This is a genomic window from Streptomyces sp. LN549 (assembly GCF_043203805.1).
GTDB lineage: Bacteria > Actinomycetota > Actinomycetes > Streptomycetales > Streptomycetaceae > Streptomyces.
Genome location: NZ_JAZHRI010000002.1, coordinates 7696344 through 7714488 on the forward strand (window position 1 = coordinate 7696344; position 18145 = coordinate 7714488).

Genomic DNA, 18145 nt, shown 5'->3' on the forward strand with positions numbered 1-18145 from the left:
ACGCGGGGCGTATGCGTGGTGGTCAGCACTCGAACGACAGGCCGCGCGCCCTGTGGTGCGGATCCGGGTGGGGATGGGACCCTGACTCGTATGAACATCCCTTTCTTGGACAACTGGCGTAAGCGTCACGACGGAACGCGGGGGGCGGGGCTCGCGGCCGCCGTCGAGGCCGATCCGGAAGGCGTGGCAGAAATGCTCGCCGAATGTGAGCTGCTCCGCGTCCGGGTGGGGGAGAGAGGCCTCGAACTCGACGACAGTCCGGCCTCGTTGGCGGCGCTCGATCAGTTGCCGCCGCGCTGGCGCGATGATCCGGAGGAGTTGCCCTGGCTGGGCAACGACGCGGGGCTCTACCTGGGCACGGTCCTGGTGCGCAACGTCGCCGGTGCGCTCTGGCACATCTGGCCGAGCGGTCAACCCGTGGTACGCCTGGCTTCGGGGCGCGAGATCGATGTGGTCGAGGCCGGTCTGGACTGGGCGATGACGGGCAGCCCCGAGCTGTCGCAGGTGTACTCGGAGTCGGCCGAGGGGTGATGCGCTGCCGCGTGTACCGCGCGACGAGATAAAACGCCTTATGCCCCATTTACGCGTGTCGGGTGTGAAGTCCCTTTCCGGGGTGGATAGTTTGCGCTGACCTCAACATAGCGATAAGTGGGTAGGGCAGCGTATGGCCGTCGATCCGTTGATCGAGCTGCGTGACGTCAATAAGTTCTACGGAGAGTTGCACGTACTGCAGGACATCAATCTCACCGTCGGCCGCGGGGAGGTGGTGGTGGTCATCGGCCCCTCCGGCTCCGGGAAGTCAACGCTCTGCCGGACCATCAACCGGCTTGAGACGATCGAGTCGGGCCACATCTCCATCGACGGCAGACCCCTTCCCGAAGAGGGCAAGGGCCTGGCGCAGCTGAGGGCCGAAGTCGGCATGGTCTTCCAGTCGTTCAATCTGTTCGCGCACAAGACCGTGCTGGCCAACGTCTCGCTGGCGCAGCTGAAGGTCCGCAAGCGGAAGAAGGGCGAGGCGGACCGGCGGTCCCGGGAGCTCCTGGAGCGCGTGGGGCTCGTTGGCCAGGCCGACAAGTTCCCGGCCCAGCTCTCCGGCGGCCAGCAGCAGCGCGTGGCCATCGCCCGCGCCCTCGCCATGGACCCCAAGGCGCTCCTGTTCGACGAGCCCACCTCGGCCCTCGACCCGGAGATGATCAACGAGGTGCTGGAGGTGATGCAGCAGCTCGCCAGCGAGGGCATGACCATGGTCGTCGTCACCCACGAGATGGGCTTCGCCCGCTCCGCGGCCAACCGCGTCGTCTTCATGGCGGACGGCCGGATCGTCGAGGACCGCACCCCGGAGGACTTCTTCACAGCTCCGGAGAGTGACCGCGCCAAGGACTTCCTGTCCAAGATCCTCAAGCACTGACGGGAGGCCCTGTGTTGCGTACGAGAAAAGTACTGGCCGCCTGTGCCGGTCTCCTGCTGGCCGTCCTTGCCGCGGGCTGCGGCAAGGACGGCAGCCCGCCGGTGAAGGGGCCACAACCCGAGGCGCTGCCGGTCTACAAGGTGGACACGTCCTTCCAGCTGCCGGACTCCAAGACCTGGACCAAGGCGAAGAAGCGCGGATATCTGCGAGTGGGGGCCAAGGAGGACCAGCCCTACCTCGGCGAGAAGGACCCGGCCACCGGCATCTACTCCGGTTTCGACATCGAGATCGCCCGGATGATGGCGGCCTCGCTGGGCTTCGACCCGAAGACGATCAGGTTCAAGACCATCGCCTCCGCCAACCGCGAGACCGCCCTGCAGAACGGGCAGATCGACTACTACGTCGGCACCTACACCATCAACGACATGCGCAAGAAGCTCGTCGGTTTCGCCGGCCCTTATTTCATGGCCGGTCAGGGGCTTCTGGTCCGCACGGACGAGAACGACATCCACGGACCGCAGGACCTGGCCGGCAAGACGGTCTGTTCGGCGGCCGGTTCGACCCCGTACCAGCGGATCGCCGCCGACTACCCGAAGGCGGACCTGGTCGCCTACGACACGTACTCGATCTGCGTCGACAACCTGCTGACGTACCAGGTCGACGTCGTCACCACCGACGACGCGATCCTGCTGGGATTCGCCGCGAAGGCTCCCGACGAGATGAAGGTCGTCGGCAAGCCCTTCTCCGAGGAGCCGTACGGGATCGGGGTCCCCCGCAGCGACAACGCGCTGCGGTTCGCGCTCAACGACGCGCTGGAGGCCAACGAGAAGAACGGCAACTGGAAGAAGGCCTTCGAGGCGACGCTCGGTCTCTCCGGGGCCCCGGCGCCGAAGCCGCCGCCCATCGACCGCTACCCGGCGAACTGAGAGGACGGCCACGACACATGGACGTACTCACCGACAACTTGTCGCTCTACGGCAAGGGCTTCCTCGGAACCGTCGAACTGACCTTCTACGCCTCGATCCTGGCTTTGGTCGTCGGTTTCGTCATGGCCTCCTTCCGCGTGGCGCCCGTCGGGTCGCTCCGGGTGCTCGGCACGGTCTGGGTGACCGTGCTGCGCAACACCCCGCTGACCCTGCTCTTCTTCGCCGTACTGCTCGGCCTGCCGCGCTTCGGCCTGGTCCTGCCGTTCAACGTCTTCGCGATCCTCGCGCTCGGCTGCTACACCTCCGCGTTCATCTGCGAGGTGCTGCGCTCCGGCATCAACACCGTGCCCACCGGGCAGGGCGAGGCGGCGCGGAGCCTCGGCATGACGTTCGGCCAGACGCTCGGCAACGTGGTGCTGCCGCAGGCGTTCCGCTCGGTGATCCCGCCGATCGGCTCGACGCTCATCGCGCTCGCCAAGAACTCGGCGATCGCCGGGGCGTTCAGCGTCACCGAACTGCTCGGCACCTACAAGACCCTCAACGAGCTGGGTTACAGCATCGTCTGGACCTTCGTCTGGATCGCCGTCGGGTACCTGATCATCACTCTGACCATCAGCGCGATCTTCAACGTGCTGGAAAAGCGCTGGGGAGTCGCCCGATGACCGCCCACTCCACCCCCAGCGCGACCGTCCTCTACGACATCCCGGGGCCGCAGACCCGTAAGCGGCACCGCGTGTACGGGATCGTCTCGACGATCCTGATCCTCGCCCTGGTCGGCTGGGTCATCTATCTGCTCTTCGACACCGACCAGTTCACCAGTGCCAAGTGGACGCCCTTCGAGTACAAGGGCATTCAGGAGCTGCTGCTGCGCGGGCTCGGCAACACCCTCAAGGCGTTCGCCTACGCCGCTGTGCTCTCGCTGGCACTCGGGGCCGTCCTCGCGGTGGGGAGGCTCTCCGACCACCGGCCGGTGCGCTGGGTGGCGACCGTCCTCGTCGAGTTCTTCCGTGCCATGCCCGTCCTGGTGATGATCTTCTTCATCTTCGTCGCGCTGAAGGTGCAGCCACTGCCGGCCCTGGTCGCCGGACTGACGCTGTACAACGGCTCGGTGCTCGCCGAGGTGTTCCGTACCGGCATCAAATCGGTGGAGCGCGGTCAGGGTGAGGCGGCGTTCGCGCTGGGCATGCGCAAGACGCAGGTCACGACCTTCGTCCTGGCCCCGCAGGCGGTGCGCGCGATGCTTCCCACCATCATCAGCCAGCTGGTGGTGGCACTGAAGGACACCTCGCTCGGATACCTGATCACCTACGAGGAGTTCCTCCACGCGGGGAAGCTGATTGCGTCCAACCTCGACTACGATCTGCCCTTCATCCCTGTGGTGATGGTGATCTCGCCGATCTACATCGGGATGTGCATGCTGCTCTCCTGGTTCGCCACCTGGGTGGCGAAGCGGCAGCGGCGCAACCCGAAGACGGAGGCGACTGACGTCGCCCCGGCCGATCCGGGGACGCTGATGCCGGGAGCACAGTAGCCGGGATCTGCCGTGAGGCAGACCCGGGGAGCGGTACCTGTCCGGCAGCAGCCGGTGATCACTTCGCGCACAGGGCACGGACGCCGATGGGGGTCCGTGCCGGGCGGGGAGAAGGTCAGCTGCGTGCCGGGCGTGCCGGGCGTGCCGTCAGCCGAGAGCGCTCCTGGTCCGCCAGTCGGCCCAGGAGGCGTTCCACGCCCCGTAGCCGTTGCCCTCCGCGACCGTGCCCTTGGCGTCCGCGCCGGTGATCTCGAATGGGTCGCCGACGCGGGCCTGACGGTAGAGGGAAGCGGCGTCGGCGTCGCTCATCCCGACACAGCCGGAACTGTGGTTGGCCACTCCGAAGTACGCGGCGTTCCACGGTGCGGCATGGGCGTACATGCCCGACCACGTCAGCCGCATCGAGTAGTCGACCATCTTGTCGTAGAGGTCGCCGAGGCCCACCGTCTCGGAGCGCATGTTGATCGTGCCCTCCTTCGCCATCAGTACGGCCGTGCCCCGCCAGGACGCCCTGTCGCCACCCGGTGTGCCCGCGGACATGGGCACGTCCATGACCGTCCTGCCGTCCCGCTTCAGCGCCAGCCGGTGACGGTCCAGGTCGACCTTGACCACCTGACTGCTGCCGACGGTGAACGTCGTCGTGTAGTCACGTACGAACCAGCCGCCCGAGGGACCCGAGTCGACGCCGTTGAGACCGGCGTCGAGCGTGATGCGGGTGCCGGACTTCCAGTACTCCTTGGGCCGCCAGTCCACGCGGTCCCGGCCCGAGTAGTCCTGCAGCCACCCCCAGGAGCCCTCGGTGTTGTTCGAGGTGGAGACCTTGAGCGCCTTCTCGACCGCTGCCCGGTTCTTCACCGGGTGATCGAACACGATGGACAGCGGCTGGGCGATGCCGACCGTGGTGTTCTTGCCGGGAGCGAGCGTCAGCTTGTTCACCTTGTCGGCCGCTGCGGTGGTGAACCCGGCGGTGTCACTGCCACCGCCGGTGTCCTTCGCCTCGACGCGGTACGTGGTGCCGGGCGCGGCCGGCCGGTCCGACGTCCAGGTCCTGCCGTCGGGGGACAGCCGGCCGGTGAGGGCGTCGCCGCCGTCCGCCGAGACCGTGACGGTGCGCAGCTTCCCGGCGGCCAGCGTCACCGTCACCGGCTTGCCCGCCGCGGCTGCGGTGCCGCGGAGGTTCACCGAGATCCGGGTGTCCGCGGCCTGTGAGAGGCCGGCGTCCTGACCCTGGGCCGCGTCCTGGTCCGAGGCCGCGGCGCCGCCGGAGCAGGCCGTGAGCGTGGCGCCGAGCAACGCGGTGCCGGCGATGAGGGCGAGCCGGGCAGGTCGGGCGGGCGGCGCGTTACGGGCGGTGCGCCGAAGGGCGGATATGAAAGGGGCAGGGATCAACGGAAAAACCTCCAGGGCCGTGCTCTGTCGTCGAGGGAGAGGTATTCACCGGAGCCTAAGTTCCGTGAATCCGCGGAAAAGCAGGAATGCGGTGTGTGACATGGAACGCAGCGCAACGGTCATCGTCCGGTCACATCCGGCGCGCAGCCCGGTCATGGTCCGCTGTGAGCATCCTGTGCAGCCCCGCAGAGCAGACCGCGGGGCCCACGAGGGAAGGCCACGGACATGTCAGCGCTGCTCGCGACCGGAGAACGCAGCCGTGATCAGGAACTGCGGATACGCGGACTCACTGCCGCCGAGCACCGGGCACACGTGGCCGCGCACTCGGACGCGAGCTTTCTCCAGTACCCGTCCTGGGCCGGTGTGAAAGATCAATGGACTTCGGAAACGGTCGGCTGGCTGGGCGATCAAGGTGAATTGGCCGGCAGTGCGCTGATTCTCTACCGGCAATTCCCGGGCACCCGAAAACACTTCGCCTACATACCGGAAGGACCGGTGGCCGACTGGGCCGATCCCGGAATCGACCGCTGGCTCCGGCCGCTCATGGCCCATCTGCGCGGCGCGGGGGCGTTCGCCGTACGCATCGGACCGTCCCCGGCCTACCGCCGCTGGGACACCGCCCGCCTCAAGGCCGCCACCGGCCCCGGCCGCACGGTGGGTGACGTACTGGCGAGCGAGGTCGACCCGCTCGGCACCGCCGTGGCCGACCGGCTGCGGGCCCGCGGCTGGCGGCGCTGCGGCGGGGACGGCGACGACGCCGACGCCCAGCCCCGGTACGTCTTCCGGGTGCCCCTCGCCGGACGGTCCCCCGACGATCTGTGGTCCGGGCTCAACCAGGAGTGGCGCCGCAACGTCCGCCGGGCCGGCCGGGCGGGGGTGCGCATCGTCACCGGGAGCGCGGCCGAACTCCCCGAGTTCCACCGCCTGCTGCGGATCACCGAGGAGCGCGACGGCTTCCGGCTCGGCCGCTCCCTGGCCTACTACCAGCGCCAGTACGCCGTCCTCAACGACGAACAGCCCGGTCGGATGAAGCTCTGCCTCGCCGTGCACCAGGGCGAGATCCTCGCCGCCCACACCATGATCAGCACCGGGCGCCGGGTCTGGTACCAGACGGGCGCGTCCGCCGACCACCGCCGAGAGGTCCGCCCCAGCAACGCCCTCCAGTGGCAGATGATGCTCGACGCCCAGGCGCAGGGCGCAGAGGTGTACGACATGCGCGGGGTATCCTCCACCCTCGATCCCGACGACCGCCCCTTCGGGCTGCTGCGCTGGAAGTTCGGCACCGGAGGACAGGTCGTGGAGACCCTCGGAGAGTGGGAGACATCGGTGGGCGGAGCCGCCAACAAGGCGCTGTACCGGGCGTTCCAGGCCTACCTGGCGCACCGGTGACGGCCGCGGACGCGACCACCGGCACGGTCGCCCCGGAACAGCGTGAACGGCAGGGCTCCGCCTCGGTGCTGCGCAGCGGCGCCGTCATGGCCGCCGGGTCCGTCGTCTCACGGGCGACGGGGTTCATACGCTCGGCGGTCGTCGTCGCCGCGCTCGGCACCGGACTGCGGGCCGACGGCTACACGGTCGCCAACACCGTCCCGAACATCCTCTACATGCTGCTGATCGGCGGCGCCCTCAACGCCGTCTTCGTCCCCGAACTCGTCCGGGCCGCCCGGGAGCACACCGACGGCGGAGCCGCGTACACCGACCGCCTTCTCACCCTCTGCACGGTCGGACTGCTCGCCCTCACCGCGCTCGCCGTCGTCGGCGCCCCGCTGATCATCTCGGTGTACGCGCCCACCTACGACGACGGCCAGGCCGAACTCACCATCGCCCTGGCCCGCTACTGTCTGCCGCAGATCCTCTTCTACGGGCTCTTCACCCTCCTCGGACAAGTGCTCAACGCCCGCAACCGGTTCGGGGCGATGATGTGGACCCCCGTCCTCAACAACCTCGTGATCATCGCGGTGTTCGGGCTGTACCTCTGGAGGGCAGTGGGCTCGGACGGCGAACTGACCTCCGCCCAGGCGCAGTGGCTCGGCTGGGGGACCACCGCCGGGATCGCCGTGCAGACCCTCGCCCTGGTGCCGGCCCTGCGCGCCGCGAAGTTCCGCTGGCGGCCGCGGTTCGACTGGCGCGGCAGCGGACTCACCCGCCCGCTGCGGGCAGCCGGCTGGCTCGTGATGCTCGTGCTCACCAACCAGGCCGCCTACTGGGTGGTGACCCGGCTCTCCACCGCCACCGGCCAGCACGCGGCGGACCAGCACCTGGCGGGCGGCGCCGGCTACACCGCGTACAGCTACGCCTTCCAGCTGTGGGTGGTGCCGCAGGGCATCGTGACCGTCAGCCTCGTCACCGCACTGATGCCGCGGATGAGCCGGGCGGCCGCCGAGGGCGATCTGCCCGGGGTGCGGCGCGACATCTCGTACGCGCTGCGGACTTCCGCCGCCGTGGTGATCCCGGCCGCCGCCGCCCTGTTGGCGCTCGCCCCGTGGGTGATGGGATCGGTCTTCGGATACGGACGCACCGGCCCGGCCGACATCACCGTGATGGCCGGCATGATGGCCGCCTTCGCACCGGGACTCATCGCCTACTCCGGGCAGTACGTCCTCTCCCGCGGCTTCTACGCGATGAGCGACACCCGCACCCCTTTCCTCCTCAACCTGGTCATCGCCGCGCTCAACGCCGGGCTCTCGGTCGCCGCCTACCTGCTCCTGCCCGCGCGCTGGGCCGTGACGGGGATGGCGGGGGCGTACTCCGTGGCCCTGTTCGCCGGGTTCACCGTCACCGCGTACGTGCTGCACCGAAGGGTCTCCGCATCCGGTGCGCAGAGGGCCTCGTTGCTGCGCTCGCCGGGGGTGTGGGCGCAAGCCCGGCTGGTGGCCGCATGCGTGCCCGCTGGGCTGCTGGCGTACGCGGCGGCCCGCGTCGTCGACACGGACGGACCGGGACTCGGGGACTTCACCGCGGCCGGGACCGGAGTGCTGGTCCTCTTCCTGGTGGTGGCACTGCTGGCCCGCCCGCTGCGGCTGACCGAGGTCAGCACCGCGCTGGCCGCCGTCCGGGGCAGGCTGCGGCGCACCTGAGGCGGAACCCTGCCCGTTCACACCTCCGAATCCACTCCTTGACCGCTGGGACAATGACGCCATGCCTCGCGTGCTGCTGATCGAAGACGACCCCTCCGTACGGGAAGGCGTCGAGCTGGGGCTGCGCAGGCGCGGGCACGAGATGCGGACCGTCGGCACGGGCGAGGCGGGACTGGCCGCGCTCGACGACTTCCGGCCCGAACTCGTCCTGCTCGACCTCATGCTGCCGGGGATGAACGGCGTCCAGGTCTGCCGCCGCATCCGCGAGACCAGCCAGCTGCCGATCATCATGCTCACCGCGCGCGGCGACGACTTCGACGTGGTCGTGGGACTGGAGGCCGGCGCTGACGACTACATCGTCAAGCCCGCCCGTACCGAGGTGATAGAGGCCAGGATCCGCGCGGTGCTGCGGCGGCTCGCCGAACCCGCCGGGCGCAGCGGCGTCGAGACCCACGGCGCACTGACGGTCGACCGCGTCGGCCTCGCCGTCGCGAAGGCGGGGGAGCGGCTGCTGCTCGCCCCATCCGAACTGAAGCTGTTGCTTCACCTGTCGGCCTCGCCCGAGCAGGTCTTCAGCCGCCAGCAGCTCCTCGAATACGTGTGGGAGCACAGCTACCACGGCGACGCCCGGCTGGTCGACGCCTGTGTGCGCAGGCTGCGGCAGAAGATCGAGGACGTGGCGGGGAGCCCCCGCTACATCCAGACCGTCCGCGGCTTCGGCTACCGCTTCGGACCCCTCGGATGAAGCTGCTCACCGCCCGGTTCGGCCTCCGCACCCGGCTCATAGCCGCGTTCCTGTTCGTCGCCGCGGTCAGCGCCGCCACCACCGCGACCCTGACCTACCGCGAGGCCCGCTCCGCGATCCTGCAGCAGGCGCAGGACACCGCAGTCGCCCAGTTCCGCGACCGGATCAGCGCCCGGGGCGTCGACCTCCCACCGGACGCGGTCGGGCTGCGGGACCTGTGCCTCTCCCTTGCCCGCGACGGCAAGTCGCACACCTGGACCGTCTTCGCCGAGTACGGGGACCTGCGGGTCTCCTCCTCGGACCGTCCGGCCTCCACCGTGATCACGGCGGGACTGCGGGAGGCGGCCCGGGACAACAGCCACGGCTCGTTCCAACGGGTGGTGAAGGACGGCAAGCCCTGGCTGACCGTCGGCATGCCGACCCTCTTCAACCGCGGCGACGGCCGCCAGCCCACCGGCCTCGTCCTGTATGCCGTGATGCCGCTCGCCACCGAGGAGGCGAACGTCGCCGCCATGGTCACCGCGGCCCGCGACGGCGCCCTGCCCGCCCTGCTCATCGCCCTGGTCCCCGCCCTGCTCTCCGCGCGCAGCGTCCTGCGTCCGGTACGTGAACTGCGCCGCGCCGCAGCCGGCATCGGCCGGGGCGAACTCCACACCCGGATCGCGGTCCGCGGCTCCGACGAGATCGCGGAACTGGCCTGGACGTTCAACGAGTCGTCGACCAAGCTCCAGGAGTCCGTCGAGGAGCTCCGCCAGGCCGAGGAACGGGCCCGGCGCTTCGCCTCGGACGTGTCGCACGAACTGCGCACCCCGCTCGCCGGCATGCTGGCCGTCACCGAGGTGCTCGACGAGGACGCCGCCGGGCTGCGCCCCGACACCGCGGCGGCCGTCCGGCTGATCAGCGCGGAGACCGGAAAACTCGCCACGCTCGTCGAGGACTTGATGGAGATCTCCCGGTTCGACGCCGGGGCCGTCGATCTCCACAGCGACGAGGTCGACGTGGCCGAGACCATCCGCAAGACCCTTCAGGCCCGTCACTGGGACGACCGCGTCCGTACCGAACTCCAGGACGGTGTACGGGCGGCGCTCGACCCGCGCCGCTTCGACGTGGTCGTCGCCAACCTGGTCGGCAACGCACTGCGGCACGGGACCGAGCCCGTCACCGTACGCCTGCGGACCGGGCAGCGGGACGGGGCGGCGCGGCTGGTGACGGAGGTCGAGGACAGCGGCCCGGGCATCGACGCCGCCGTGCTCCCGCACATCTTCGACCGCTTCTACAAGGCCGACGCGGCGCGCACACGGTCGACGGGGAGCGGACTGGGCCTCGCGATCACCCGGGAGAACGTCCGGTTGCACGGCGGCACGGTCCATGCCGCCAACGGGCCTGCCGGCGGCGCGGTGTTCACCGTCGAACTGCCGTTGGAGGGGCGGTGAGGAGCGGGCGCGTGCTCGGCGCGCTGTTGCCCGTGGTGCTGCTGGCAGCCGGATGCGGAATCCGGGCGACGGAGGTCGTCGAGGCGGGCGAACCGGCGCTCGTGCAGGTCGCGCCCGCCGGAGAGCTGGGCACCGTCCTGTACTTCGTGTCCTCGTCGACGGCGGCCCGGCTGATGCCGGTCGTGCGCCACTCCGAGCCGTGGGACGAAGGCACCGGGTCGGGTTCCGGCCAGGGGCGGTCTCCCGTCGCAGCGGTCAGGGCCCTCGATCTACTCTTCGCCGGCCCCTCCCGGGCGGAGCGGGACGCCGGGCTGCGTTCCGAACTCCCCAACCAACGAGTGAAGATGGGCGTCGAGCTGAGTGCGCAGGGAGTGCGGATCATGATGGACGCCCCGGTCACCGGACTCTCCGAGCCCGCACGTCAGCAGCTCTTCTGCACCGCCGCCCAGGCCCGGACCGCCGACCGGACCGAGGCGGTGACGGTGACCGGCACCGACGGAGTCATCGGGCCGGCCCACTGCTCCGTCTGACCGCGCTTCGGCGGAGCGTCGACGCTGTCGCCGGACTGCGCCCCCTGCGGCGGTCCCGGGGCGAGCACGGAAAGCGCATCCTCCGCCCCGTCCGCGAACTGACGCCATTTTCCGCACCGTTATGGACACCACGCGAGGCGGCGTGGTGTCCTACGTGCCGAGCAAGTGCTTTCCAACGTTGGAAGAAGCCGGGGTGGCAGGTCTCGCCACCGGCGGACCTACAGGAGGACGGAGTTGCGTGTGATACCCGCATCGAAGAGCCGTGGCAGGCGTGCGCGCCGGAGAGTGGTCGTCGTCGCCGCCCTCGCCGTGGCCGCCTCGACGACCCTGACCGGCGCCGGTGCCGCCTCCGCCGGAGGGGGTCACGGTCGGATCCCGACCGTCACCTCCGGGGACGCGCGCTTCGAGATCCTCTCGCCGACACTCATCCGCACCGAGTACGCGGGCGACGGCACGTTCACCGACGATCCGACGTTCAACGCGATCGGGCGCGAGGGGTTCACTCCGACCACGTACACCGCGCGGACGAAGGACGGCTGGCTGACCGTCTCGACCAGCGCGATGACCCTGCGCTACAAGGTCGGCTCCGGGCCGTTCGATGCGCAGAATCTCTCCGTGCGACTCGAAGCGGGAGCGAAGCCGGTGACCGCCGCCCCCTGGCAGCGGCTCGTCTGCACGCCGGGCGCACTGTGTGAGGCGGAGGATCTCCGGCTCGACGGGATCGGCACCGCGTCGGATCACCATGACCACACCGGGGCCGCCTTCGCCGCCGGCTTCGAGGCCACCGGCAGTTCGGTGTCCACTGACATCGATGTCAGTGCCGAGGGGGCCTACCGGTTCGCCCTGCGGTACGCCAACTCCCGTGGCGGAGACGGCAAGACGGAGACCCGCACCCTGTCCCTCTCGGTGGACGGCGGGGCGCCGCAGAAGGTCAGCCTGCCGGCCACGGCCGACTGGGACACCTGGGCCGAGGCCACGACGGAGGTGAGACTCGGCAAGGGACCGCACACGATCGCGCTGACCCGGACCGAAGCGGACTCGGGGTCGGTGAACGTCGACAGCGTCGCGCTGCTCCGGCCCGATGACGACACGTACCCGTCCGTCGCCGACACCGCGATCAAGGACTGCCTCTTCGGCACGAGTTGCGAGGCGGAGACGGCGCGGATCGGCGGCACGGCCACCGGCGCCCTGGACCACCCGGGATACGCGGGCAACGGCTTCGTCGCCGAACTCGACAAGGGATCGAGCGTCACGGCTCACGCGGTCGGCGTGCCCGCCGACGGTACGTACACGCTCAGGGTGCGCTACGCCAACGGGCAGGGCGGCGACGGCCTCCACCGCGCGCGCAACGCCACCGTGACGACCGCGGCCGCGGGGCCGGTCACGACGCTGGAGCTCCCCGCGACGAAGGACTGGGACGACTGGCAGACAGCCGCGGTCCCCGTCGCCCTCAAGGCGGGCGAGAACGACGTCACCCTCGGCTGCCCCGACCCGGCCAGTTGCCACATCAACGTCGACACCCTCTCCCTGGCCGTCCCGGAGGACGCCGCGCCGCAGCCGCACATCGCGCTCGGCGGATACCGTCGCGGACTGGACGGCGTGACCGGCGAAGGAGCCGCCCCCGTCACCACGCCGGGGCTGCTCAGCCAGGACGGCTGGTACCTGCTCGACGACTCCCCGTCCGCTCTGTACGACACCCGGGCGAAGAAGGTGCGCACCCGCCCCGGTCACGGCGGCGCCCCCTACCAGGACGGCTATGTCTTCGGCTACGGCCACGACTACAAGCAGGGTCTCACGGACCTCGCCACCCTCACCGGGCCGCCCGCCCTCCTGCCCACCTGGGCGTACGGCGTCTGGTACTCCGAGTACATCGACCGGACGGCAGCCGACTACCAGGACGAGATCCTGCCGGCGTTCCGCGCGGAGGGTGTGCCCCTCGACGTGCTGGTGACCGACACCGACTTCAAGGCCGGTGACACCTGGCGTGGCTGGGAGATCGACCCGGCCAAGTTCCCCGATCCCAAAGCCTTCTTCGACTGGTCGCAGGCTCAGGGGCTGCACAACACACTCAACGTGCACCCGAGCATCCGGGCCTCGGACCCGCAGTTCGCCCAGGCTCAGTCCACCGCCAAGGGCAAGCTGGTCAAGGGCGGTTGCGGAGACGACTGCTACGTCTTCGACTTCGGCGACGCGGACCAGCTCAAGGCCTACATGGACCTGCACCGGACCATGGACCAGCAGGGCAACGACTTCTGGTGGCTGGACTGGTGCTGCGACTCCTCGCAGTCCTCGCTGAAGGGGGTGACCCCCGACGCCTGGATCAACCAGCAGTACGCCGACCAATCCGCCGCGGCCATCGGCCGGGGCTTCGTTCTCTCCCGTGCCTACGGTTCGCTCCAGGCGGGCGGGTACAGCGGCCAGCAGGCCCTGCCGACAGGCCCTTGGGCGGACAAACGCAGCACCGTCCACTTCACCGGCGACACCGCCTCCACCTGGGGCACCCTCCGGCTGGAGGTCGGCTACACCCCGGGTGAGTCCGCGGCGACCGGAATGGCGTCCATCACCCATGACATCGGCGGCCACAACGACACGACGGGCATCGACGGTTCGGAGGAGGGCACGCACAGGCTTCCCGACGATCTGTACGCCCGCTGGGTCCAGTTCGGTACCTTCCAGCCCATCGACCGCCTGCACAGTAACCACAGCGACCGACTCCCTTGGCAGTACGGCCCGTCGGCACGGAGGTCGGCGGACGCGTTCCTCAACCTCCGCGAGAACCTGGTGCCTTACACCTACACACTGGCCGAGGAGGCCAACCGCACCGGCGTACCGATCGTTCGTCCCGCCTACCTGGAGTACCCCGAGGAGCCGCAGGCGTACGGCGCAGCCGACAGCGAGTACTTCTTCGGCAGCGACGTGCTGGTCGCCCCGGTGACCACGCCCGGTGAGACCGCCACCACCTCGGTGTGGTTCCCGCCGGGGCAGTGGACCGACTACTTCACCGGCAAGACCTACGCCGGCGGCACCACTCAGGAGGTCACGACCACCCTCGACACGATGCCCGTCTTCATCAAGGCAGGCGGCATTCTTCCCACCCGCACCCACGACGTCACCGACAACGAGCGCAACCCCCTGACCGACGTCTCCCTGTCCATCGCCGCCGGCGCCTCGGGGTCGTACCGCATGTACGAGGACGACGGCACCACGACGCAGAAGAACCGGAGTGCCACCACGACCGTGACGTACCGGGAGAAGGGCTCGCACCGGACCGTGTCCATCGGGGCGGCCAAGGGCTCCTTCAACGGTCAGGTGAAGAGCCGGCAGTGGACGGTCTCGCTCCTGGGCACGACCCACGCCCCCACCGAGGTCACCGCGCGCGGGGAACGGCTCTCCCGGAACGCGTACCACTGGGACGCCGCCACCGGAGCCCTCACGGTCACGCTTCCGCGCCAGTCCGTGCACACGCCCGTCACGGTGACCGTGCGGTAGCGCCGGCGCGGCCGGAGGCGCAGGCGGCCTCGCGTGTGCGCGGGCACACGCGAGGCCGCCGTGTTCCGGGGCGGAGCAGTTCCGGGCTGCCCGCTGCCGGGACACACCCGTCCGGGGGCGCCGCCGCGAAAGGGAGGCAGGTCCAGGCTCCGGGCGAGCCGACGGGGAGCCGGCCCACCGTGCCGTCCGGCCCTGTCCCGCCCCGACGGAGCTCAGCCGGGGGGCGCGGTGCGAGGTCCGCGGCGCGGGTGCGGGGGCCTGTACCGCTCGACCGTATCGGGGCCGTACGCCTGCGGGTTGCCGCGGTTCAGACGCGAGGACGGCGGAGCCGTGCCCCGCGCGGCCGACCTGCCCCGTGCACCCGCCCGCCTTCCGTGTCCGCGGAAGGCGGGCGGGGCCGGGTTCCGGCGGGGCTCAGCCGCCGATGGAGCCCTGCGGTCCGGCGTACTGCTCAAGGAGGGTGGGGACGTCCTTCGCCGGGTCGAGGGCGTACGAGTAGTAGCTGCCCGGGCTGAACGTCGTCCCGTTGGTCACCTGCTTCCCCGTGCAGCCGATCATGATGCTGCCCGACTGGGTCAGGGACGCCGCCGAGGTGTCGACGTTGAACGGGTTGGCGACGTTCTCGAAGTAGCTGTTCTCGACCACGACCTTCGAGGCTCCGCGCGACAGGTTGCCGTAGGAAGAGACGTTCTGGAGGTAGTTGTTGTAGAGGTGGGCGAGCGCCACGTTGTCGATGCTCGGGTTGCGCTGGTTGGTGTCGTGGATCCAGTTGTGGTGGATGGTCATCCGGGCCGTGACCTTGTCGGTCCAGCCGATGCCGAGCGCCTTGTTCTCCGAACCGATGACGTTCCAGGAGATGGTGAGGTAGCTCGTGTCCTTGCGGCTGTCGATGAGGCCGTCGTTCATCCGCTCGATGCGGTTGTGGTCGATCCAGATGTGGTCGGCGGTGTCCATCTGGATGCCGTCGTAGTCGTAGACCTTGTCGTCCGGGTCGTCGTCCGTCATCTGCGCGTCGCGGATGGTGAGGTTGCGGATGATCACGTTGTGGACTCCGGTGCCCAGGAAGAAGCCGCCGTGGACGATCTCACCCTTCGTACCGACGCCGACGATCGTCTTGTCGGACGTCACCGGGATCTCGTGCCCGTACGGGCTGACTGTGACGGCCGCCGCGACCTTGATGACGTACGGGGCAGCGGCGGTGGCGTACTTGACCAGGTCGGCGTAGGTGGTCACGGTGACGGTGCTGCCGGCCGCCCCGCCCGTGGTCCCGCCGCCCGTCGAGGCGAAGCCGTCGGCCTTGTCGGACCAGACCCGGCCGCTCCCGACCGGTTTGAAGGCCCATTGCTTGTTGCTGTTGGCGGTGCAGGTCTCCTGGATGATCGCGGTGCCGTTCGTGGTCGAGGCGCCCTCGTCGCTGACGCACAGACCGCTGTTGACGTTGACGATCTGATACGTGCCCGTGCCGCTCGCGGTCAGTGTCCACATCTGGTTGGTCTGCCCCGCGCAGCTGTACTGCTGGAGCCGGGTACCGCTCGTCGTCGAGTAGTCGGGGACGTCCACGCACTTGCCGCTGTGCACATTGACGAGCCGGTACGAACCCGAGCCCGCCGAGGCCAGCGTGAACTGCTGCCACGGCGAATCAGCCGTGCAGCCCCACTGCTGAAGCAACGCACCGTTCGCGGTCGAAGCGGCCGGCACGTCGATGCACCTGCCGCTCTTCGTCACCGCCAGCTGGTACACCCCGCCCGCAGCCGGCAGCTCGGCAGCCGCCGCCGGGGACACCGCACCACCGGCCAGCACACCCCACACCCCCAGCACGAACGCCACCAACACCGCACCGAAACCGGTCCTTCTGCTTCTTGCCATGTTCTGCTCCCTATTGTCGGCCGTCAGGAAAGACGAAGTCGGCGTCATCGGACGGGGTTCCAGCCGTCAGCGCCCGCCAGGTACTTCTGCGGGGTGTACGAGGCCGCCTGCGCGTCGGCGAGCTGTGGGCGGTTGCCGTTGGCGGTGGCCCCGGCGCCGGTGTTGCGGTATTCGCGGAACCTGGCGTTCTGCCAGGTGCTCGTGGACATGTTCGTCCACGGCTGGCCGGTGGCCACGGCCGCGGACAGGGTGCACTCGCGGTAGAGGACCTGGGCGTCCTGGCGCCACGGCCGCCCCAGCTGAGTCGTGCCCGCGACGGCCCCGGTGACCGACGACTTGTAGAAGAGGAAGCCGTAGGCGCGCTCGGCGGGGGTGCTGGCCGCGGTGATCGGGCCGCCGGTGGTCCGCTTCTCGTAGATCCGGCTGTTGTGGAACACGGCGATCCCGCCGCCGTAGATGAAGTCCACCGTGCCTTCGACGTACGAATTCCACACGTAGACGCGGGCGCTGTTGTTCACCAGGAAGGTGTCCTGGTCACCGAGGAGGCGCACGTCGTCCAGGACCGCGCGGTCGGCGTCGAGATACAGCGCGAGGGCCTGGTCGCCGGTGTCCGAACTGTTCTCGTCGAAGTCGTTGGACATGGTGAGGTTGGTCGCGGCGAAGTCGTGGCCGAGCGCCACGACGGTCGCGCTGCCCGCCGTGCCGTAGTCCCCCGCGTTGTGGTTGCCGACGAGCAGGACGTCGTCGGGGGAATCGCCGGAGCCCTGGAGGGTGATGAACGGCTTGTCGGCCGGGATCTTCACGGGCTGCCGGTAGACGCCGGGCTTGATGGTGATGACCACGCGGCTCGCGTTGCCCGTGCCCACGGCGTCCACCGCCGCCTGCACCGTGGTGTACGTGCCAGTGCCATCGGCGGCGACCGTGTCGCGGGTGCCGGAGACGGGTTTGAAGGCCCATTGCTTGTTGCTGTTGGCGGTGCAGGTCTCCTGGATGATCGCGGTGCCGTTCGTGGTCGAGGCGCTCTCGTCGCTGACGCACAGACCGCTGTTGACGTTGACGATCTGATACGTGCCCGTGCCGCTCGCGGTCAGTGTCCACATCTGGTTGGTCTGCCCCGCGCAGCTGTACTGCTGGAGCCGGGTACCGCTCGTCGTCGAGTAGTCGGGGACGTCCACGCACTTGCCGCTGTGCACATTGACGAGCCGGTACGAACCCGAGCCCGCCGAGGCCAGCGTGAACTGCTGCCACGGCGAATCAGCCGTGCAGCCCCACTGCTGAAGCAACGCACCGTTCGCGGTCGAAGCGGCCGGCACGTCGATGCACCTGCCGCTCTTCGTCACCGCCAGCTGGTACACCCCGCCCGCAGCCGGCAGCTCGGCAGCCGCCGCCGGGGACACCGCACCACCGGCCAGCACACCCCACACCCCCAGCACGAACGCCACCAACACCGCGCCGAAACCGGTCGCGGTTCTCCGGCGCCGGGGCCCTTCCTCGGGGCCGGGCCGGTTCTCCGGTTCACGCCACATCTGATGCTCCTTCGGACAGCGGGTACGGCAGGCGGGCGGCTTCGCCCGGGGCCGGCCGCGGCGCGAGAGGCCGCGGTGTCCTGGTAGATGCGTGGGTCGGAAGGGGATAACAGAAATCTCCGAGAAATCTTCTGGAAAGAGCGGACCGGTCGGGTGACAGATGGCCGGGACACCTCCGACGGCCCTGGGACCCGGCCGACGCCCGGGGTCCCGCAGCTCTACGTG

The 18145-nt window shown here is 69.7% G+C and carries 14 protein-coding genes; 11 read left to right on the plus strand and 3 right to left on the minus strand.

The genetic code is table 11. From position 1 onward, the window contains the following. The first annotated feature begins 90 nt into the window (after positions 1-90). From SH922_RS34240 to SH922_RS34260, 5 genes are all read left to right on the plus strand, one after another. A complete protein-coding gene (locus SH922_RS34240; protein WP_393062440.1) occupies positions 91-531 on the plus strand; it encodes a DUF6278 family protein in 441 nt (146 codons plus the stop codon). A 133-nt stretch (positions 532-664) separates the two neighbouring features. Further along, positions 665-1408: an amino acid ABC transporter ATP-binding protein gene (locus SH922_RS34245; protein WP_393062441.1), complete on the plus strand. Its 744-nt coding sequence runs from the start codon at positions 665-667 to the stop codon at positions 1406-1408. A 14-nt stretch (positions 1409-1422) separates the two neighbouring features. Further along, positions 1423-2334, plus strand: a complete 912-nt coding sequence (locus tag SH922_RS34250; protein WP_393063763.1) for a glutamate ABC transporter substrate-binding protein — start codon at positions 1423-1425, stop codon at positions 2332-2334. Between the two features lie 17 nt (positions 2335-2351). Next, positions 2352-2996, plus strand: coding sequence for an amino acid ABC transporter permease (locus tag SH922_RS34255; RefSeq protein ID WP_393062442.1), 645 nt, complete (start codon positions 2352-2354; stop codon positions 2994-2996). After that, the gene (locus tag SH922_RS34260; RefSeq protein WP_393062443.1) at positions 2993-3865 is read left to right on the plus strand and encodes an amino acid ABC transporter permease; all 873 of its coding nucleotides are present in this window, start codon (positions 2993-2995) and stop codon (positions 3863-3865) included. The genes SH922_RS34255 and SH922_RS34260 overlap by 4 nt, the downstream gene beginning before the upstream one ends. Before the next feature lie 147 nt (positions 3866-4012). Here SH922_RS34260 and SH922_RS34265 read toward each other — a convergent pair whose 3' ends face one another. After that, positions 4013-5251 (minus strand): Ig-like domain-containing protein, encoded by a 1239-nt coding sequence (locus tag SH922_RS34265; RefSeq protein ID WP_393063764.1) that lies wholly within the window; start codon positions 5249-5251, stop codon positions 4013-4015. 228 nt (positions 5252-5479) lie between these two features. Between SH922_RS34265 and SH922_RS34270 the strand changes: the two genes are divergently transcribed. The 6 genes from SH922_RS34270 to SH922_RS34295 all read left to right on the plus strand — a co-directional run bounded on the left by SH922_RS34270 (position 5480) and on the right by SH922_RS34295 (position 14528). Next, a complete protein-coding gene (locus SH922_RS34270) occupies positions 5480-6643 on the plus strand; it encodes a lipid II:glycine glycyltransferase FemX (protein WP_393062444.1) in 1164 nt (387 codons plus the stop codon). Beyond that, complete coding sequence (gene murJ / locus SH922_RS34275) at positions 6640-8331, plus strand: murein biosynthesis integral membrane protein MurJ (RefSeq protein WP_393062445.1); 1692 nt, start codon at positions 6640-6642, stop codon at positions 8329-8331. Before SH922_RS34270 ends, murJ begins: the two co-directional genes overlap by 4 nt. Positions 8332-8392: 61 nt before the next feature. Continuing rightward, positions 8393-9076 carry a response regulator gene (locus tag SH922_RS34280; protein ID WP_393062446.1) on the plus strand — a complete coding sequence of 228 codons (684 nt, stop codon included), beginning with the start codon at positions 8393-8395 and terminating at the stop codon, positions 9074-9076. Beyond that, positions 9073-10509, plus strand: a complete 1437-nt coding sequence (locus SH922_RS34285) for a sensor histidine kinase (protein WP_393062447.1) — start codon at positions 9073-9075, stop codon at positions 10507-10509. The genes SH922_RS34280 and SH922_RS34285 overlap by 4 nt, the downstream gene beginning before the upstream one ends. Then, positions 10506-11039: a hypothetical protein gene (locus tag SH922_RS34290; protein WP_393062448.1), complete on the plus strand. Its 534-nt coding sequence runs from the start codon at positions 10506-10508 to the stop codon at positions 11037-11039. Before SH922_RS34285 ends, SH922_RS34290 begins: the two co-directional genes overlap by 4 nt. Positions 11040-11348: 309 nt before the next feature. Next, the gene (locus tag SH922_RS34295) at positions 11349-14528 is read left to right on the plus strand and encodes a TIM-barrel domain-containing protein (protein WP_393063765.1); all 3180 of its coding nucleotides are present in this window, start codon (positions 11349-11351) and stop codon (positions 14526-14528) included. 414 nt (positions 14529-14942) lie between these two features. Here SH922_RS34295 and SH922_RS34300 read toward each other — a convergent pair whose 3' ends face one another. After that, on the minus strand, positions 14943-16394 hold the full coding sequence (locus SH922_RS34300) for an RICIN domain-containing protein (protein WP_393062449.1): 1452 nt from the start codon (positions 16392-16394) through the stop codon (positions 14943-14945). 44 nt (positions 16395-16438) lie between these two features. Continuing rightward, the gene (locus SH922_RS34305) at positions 16439-17920 is read right to left on the minus strand and encodes a pectinesterase family protein (protein ID WP_393062450.1); all 1482 of its coding nucleotides are present in this window, start codon (positions 17918-17920) and stop codon (positions 16439-16441) included. Positions 17921-18145 lie beyond the last annotated feature (225 nt).

Excerpts from the sequence above, each read along its gene's own strand:
- SH922_RS34240 (WP_393062440.1), top strand. The coding sequence starts at position 91 with ATGAACATCCCTTTCTTGGACAACTGGCGTAAGCGTCACGACGGAACG.
- SH922_RS34300 (WP_393062449.1), bottom strand. The coding sequence starts at position 16,394 with ATGGCAAGAAGCAGAAGGACCGGTTTCGGTGCGGTGTTGGTGGCGTTC.
- SH922_RS34305 (WP_393062450.1), bottom strand. The coding sequence starts at position 17,920 with ATGTGGCGTGAACCGGAGAACCGGCCCGGCCCCGAGGAAGGGCCCCGG.
- SH922_RS34255 (WP_393062442.1), top strand. The coding sequence starts at position 2,352 with ATGGACGTACTCACCGACAACTTGTCGCTCTACGGCAAGGGCTTCCTC.
- SH922_RS34285 (WP_393062447.1), top strand. The coding sequence starts at position 9,073 with ATGAAGCTGCTCACCGCCCGGTTCGGCCTCCGCACCCGGCTCATAGCC.
- SH922_RS34270 (WP_393062444.1), top strand. The coding sequence starts at position 5,480 with ATGTCAGCGCTGCTCGCGACCGGAGAACGCAGCCGTGATCAGGAACTG.
- SH922_RS34280 (WP_393062446.1), top strand. The coding sequence starts at position 8,393 with ATGCCTCGCGTGCTGCTGATCGAAGACGACCCCTCCGTACGGGAAGGC.
- SH922_RS34260 (WP_393062443.1), top strand. The coding sequence starts at position 2,993 with ATGACCGCCCACTCCACCCCCAGCGCGACCGTCCTCTACGACATCCCG.
- SH922_RS34245 (WP_393062441.1), top strand. The coding sequence starts at position 665 with ATGGCCGTCGATCCGTTGATCGAGCTGCGTGACGTCAATAAGTTCTAC.